The sequence below is a fragment of the Lysinibacillus sp. KCTC 33748 genome (assembly GCF_002237755.1).
Taxonomy (GTDB): Bacteria; Bacillota; Bacilli; order Bacillales_A; family Planococcaceae; genus Lysinibacillus.
Map to the genome: position 1 here is coordinate 1 of NZ_MWSJ01000048.1, position 4,977 is coordinate 4,977.

Genomic DNA, 4,977 nt, shown 5'->3' on the forward strand with positions numbered 1-4,977 from the left:
GAGAAAAAACTACACTACTAATAGCTGATGAAATATTCCCCACGTACGAAAATCGCTATGTTCCAATAGGTACATAGCGATTTTTTGTGCATTTTTCAATACAATTAAAGAATTGTCCCTTTTAAAGAAGATGTGATGATTAATGGGGAAAATCGCCATTTTGTTATATGGATAAGGTTGGTCAAGCAATAATAAATATACTTCTAATATCCTTACAATCCCTGGTATACAAAGGTGTAAGTGAGTTAGTTTTGTTTGACTTTTATATAGTATAAGTCAAAAGATTATTTGAAATAAAATTGAGGAGATTTATTATGGTTAAATTGCAACAGCTACCTGTAAATTAATAGACTTAGATTATAAAAGGATTGAAACTAAACTTGCGCGCGTTGCCAATCCAATAGCTTCATAATTGAAGAAGACTAGCCAAGCTAATTTAGCCTAGCTAGTCTTTTTTTCTATGTTTTAAGATTGGTAGTGAATTATAAAAATCTAATAAAAGCTATAAGAACTATGCCTTTTATGTTTAGATAATAGGAATACTTTCTAGCCTCGTAAGGTTGTTAACATCTACAAAAGCATTTTCAATCCTAATTCTAAACGGACCCATACCAGGGGGAAATGGTCTCCCAACTGGGAAAAACGGGCTCATACCTGGGGAAAATCGACGCCCTTCATTAAAACGCATTGGAAAGCGCAATGGATTTACCATTTTTTAACTCCATTCAATTAATATAGTATAGGCTATGTTCAATCAATGAAGTGGCTTAGACTAAGACACAAATTTGGGATCTTTGGAAAGGAAGATTTAAAGTACTGTTATGTAAAATAAAGTGTATTCAATTTCGGTGTGATATAAATTTATTATTCATTGTAGTGTGGTTCTATAGTTGAATAGCTCATTTTTACGATGTTGTAAGCAGAGCTGTGGATAGATTATTTATTGAGACCTTAAGGAGCTGCTTCAAATGAAACCATTTCAAACAGTCATTTAGAAAATAAAGATTTACATATCTCAAACAAAGTAAAATTAATATAAAAAATGTCTGCTTATGGGGTAAAGCAGACATTTTTACGTGGGAATTTTGGACATAACGATGTACTTCTATTATTTTGGTATCTATATATTCATCTGTTCAAGTGTTCATTCTTAGAATATACGTATTCCAATTCCTATTACGAAAATAGCTGCAATAAAGAAGAAGGGAATGAAAACGATTCTAATGCCTGACCGCATAAAAATTCCTCTTGATGGGTCAACACCTACTAGAATCCCTCTTTGAACTCTCCAGAAGACGCAGTGGAAGTTCGAAATGTGACTAGATTAAATGCTTGGAAGACTAAAAGGCAACATGAGTTTTTTAAAAATTTGGAGAGATGAAATTCAACGAACTTGATTGGGCTGTAGCATTACATCATATAATTCCTTCTTCCTTCTCCAGCTGCATAAATAGTGAATGATTCCCTCAAAGGCCGTAAGAGACGATCTTTTTTACAATTAATAAATTTGTAAGAAATGAGTAAGAAAAAAGAGAAGATAGATTCGTACAATTAAAGTATAAGATAAAAGGAGGTATTAAATGAGTTATATATTAAAAACAAATCTGCTGACTTTTGCTTATGTATACTGCTAAACAAGGACTACAAGGGGCACCTTTGTTCGAAATAAGCAATGAAATCGATTACTTATCTAAGGAGGCAATTCTTTTATGAAAAATAAACTATCTGGGGTGTTAGCTGCTACATTAGCGTTAACGATGAGCCTACCAACAGGGGCGATGGCGTTTTCTAGCAGTCAGAATACGGTTGTAGTAGCTAACCAAGAAGTTGCTAGCCAAGAACTGAAGAAGATTGCGGCAGAGAAGGCTGCGCTACTCACGAAGTCGTATGAAACGACTAGCGTGCAGTATGCGCTAATTGATAATGACAAACTTATTTTGTCGGGTCAGACAGGTAAGAACGATATGAATGGGAAACAACCACTGACCAAAGATACCCTATACGGGATTGGTTCAGTCAGTAAAATGTATGCAGCGGCGGCTGTGATGAAATTAGTAGACGAAGGAAAAGTTGATTTGGATGGTCCTGTCGTCCACTATGTTCCTGATTTCAAGATGAAGGATGAACGGTATAAACGTATTACGCCGCGTATGCTGTTGAACCACTCCTCCGGCTTGCAAGGTACTGAGTATGGTAATTCATTTTTATTCAAAGATAATGATACCTATGCCCATGATAACTTGTTGCGACAATTGTCCAACCAGAGCTTGAAGGCGGACCCTGGCGCGTTCTCGGTATACTGCAACGACGGCTTTACGCTGGCTGAGATAATGGTGGAAAAAGTAAGCGGTATGAGCTTTACCGAATTTATACATCAACGGTTTACAGAACCCTTAAAGCTAAATCATACGAAAACTCCGCAGGACAAATGGGAAAACGATAAACGGGCTGGACTTTATTTTCCAACGTACCAAGGGCAGCTTCCTACTGAATTGGTGAATGTGATTGGTACGGGAGGGATCTCTTCCACAGCAGAAGATATGGTGCGATTCTCACAAATATTTATGAGACAGGGAAAAGGAATCCTCTCTGATAAGGCAGTCAAGGCGATGGAGCAAGAGGAATATAAAAAAGGAATGTGGCCAGGGGATGGAGATAATACCTTCAACTATGGTCTTGGCTGGGATAGTGTGAAACTATATCCATTTAGTGAATATGGGATAAAGGGCTTGGCTAAAGGCGGCGACACGGGACTGCAACATGCTTCACTGGTAGTCCTTCCTGAACAGAAGATGGCAGTGGCTGTGTTGTCATCAGGCGGTAGCAGCTCTACAAATCAACTGATGGCGACTGAATTATTGCTCGCAGCCCTTAAAGAGAAGGGCACAATTAAGGATATCAAGCCGAACAAATCCTTTGGCAAGCCGGTCAAGGCCAAAATGCCTCAAGAAGTAGAAAAGAAAGCGGGTTTTTACGGCAATAGTTTCAGTCATTTCAAAATAGAAATTACGAAGAATGGAGAACTGATCTTACCATCTAATCCAGAAGAAAAATATGTATATACTGCGAATGGAAGCTTTATTAATGAGACAGGTACCTCCAAGCTCAACTTCGTTACAGAGAAGAATAGACGAACATATTTGAAGGAGAGCACATTTATATCGTTGCCAGGTTTAGGGCAAGCAGCGGCTACTCAATATTTAGCCGAGAAACTAGAAGACAATGTGCTATCGAAGGAAACCGCTGCCGCATGGGCGAAGCGGGAAGGCGTTAAGTTCTATCTCATAAACGAGAAATATAGTTCAGCTCAATATTTCCTACCAATGATGCTTACAACACAAATTAATCGCAATGAGGGTTTAGAGGGTTATTGGGACGGTAGAAAAATTACAGGCCCAAACACGGCTGCGCATCAGCTCCAGATCCCTGTGATGACAGGCCGAGATACGACGGAATCTCGTTTCTATACAGAAGGCGGTAATGAATATATGGAGATGTCCGGATTGTTATACGTAAGTGGATCCAACATAAAGCCACTTGATATAGGCCAATCGTCCAAAGTTACGCTACAAGCAAATGGGCATGCGAGATGGTTTACGATCCCACAAGCGGTAACCGGGAAAACGATGACTGTGGCGTTGCCATCGAAGAGTTCGTTCGCGGTGTATGATGAGAATGGTGTATGTGTCAATTTTACTGTTGTGAGTGGCAATAACAAAGTAAAACTACCGAAGAACGGAATGGTTGTATTTGCTGGAGCGCCGAATTCGGAATTTGCAATCACGTTGAACTAGCTACAATTCAAGAAGGATTTCAATAAAACCAGTACGACACCGAAAAGGTGTTTTGCTGGTTTTGTTTGTATTACGCATTATCTTTACAAAAAGGCTTACTGAAGCTATAAAATATTGAAATTTCCCAATTTTATTTTGGTCGGCTGGATTACCGAAGATTAAAAGTAAAAAATTATCATTTGTTATGATTAGTTTGGGATTGAATGTAATCGCAACTCCATTGGCTTTATTTATGGGTGGAATGGCATCAGCCTCCCCGACCAGCACTACAAATGATTTTTGGGCAGGATTTCTCTTCATCCAGGGAATACGGATACGTCATCAATCACAAAAAAGTACAGCGAATCATGAAGGAATTGGACTTAAAGTGTGTAAATTCGTTCGTAAATCTCGTTAGAAAAATCAAGACATACCCGCAAAGCAGTGTATCAATTTGATAAATCCATGAAAGAAAAATTTCCAAAGAAGAATACTTCTAACGAAGTAAAAGATGAATTAACTTACTGTGAAAGATTGATTGCCATTATTGAAAATAAACCACAAATCGCTCATCTACCAGCTGTAAAGGAAAAATTGAACGTGTTAAAAGAAGCTGTAGAAGATACGCAAGAACATCTAAATTATTCAACAGACACCGATGCACGAGTAGGACATAAAACAGCAGACAGTTCTTTCTTTGGTTATAAAACACATGTAGCAATTAGTGATGAACGTATTATTACAGCAGCAGTCGTTACAACAGGTGAAAAATCAGATGGACATTATCTACAAGAACTGATTGAAAAAAGTAAAGTAACAGGAATGGAAGTTGAAACAGTCATCGCTGACACGGCTTATTCAGGGAAAAACAATTTACTTTATACAAAAGAACAAAGCATTCAACTGATTTCTAAGTTAAATCCAATGATTACTCAAAATGGGCGAGCAAACGGAAAAGGATTTGACTTTAATAAAGATGCAGGTTTATTTGTATGTCCAGCAGGACATTTAGCAAATAGAAAAAGTAAAAAACCAGATTCGCATCCAGGAGCAAGTGCAAGAATGGTTTATTTTTTTGACATTGAAAAATGTAAGGTCTGTCCACTCCGAGAAGGATGTTTTAAAGAAGGTGCAAAAACTAAAACCTATTCTGTTGCCATTAAATCAGAGGAACATTTAGACCAACAAGCGTTTCAAGAAACAG

The 4,977-nt window shown here is 37.8% G+C and carries 1 protein-coding gene and 2 pseudogenes; all 3 read left to right on the top strand.

Going from position 1 to position 4,977, the window contains the following annotated elements; all coding sequences use genetic code 11:
• Positions 1–1,709 precede the first annotated feature (1,709 nt).
• Complete coding sequence (locus B1B04_RS25125) at positions 1,710–3,794, top strand: serine hydrolase domain-containing protein (protein WP_079564477.1); 2,085 nt, start codon at positions 1,710–1,712, stop codon at positions 3,792–3,794.
• 311 nt (positions 3,795–4,105) lie between these two features.
• A pseudogene (locus B1B04_RS26775) lies at positions 4,106–4,207 on the top strand (IS3 family transposase); the annotation flags it as partial.
• Positions 4,188–4,977, top strand: a pseudogene (locus tag B1B04_RS25140) (transposase); the annotation flags it as partial. The pseudogenes B1B04_RS26775 and B1B04_RS25140, both read left to right, overlap by 20 nt.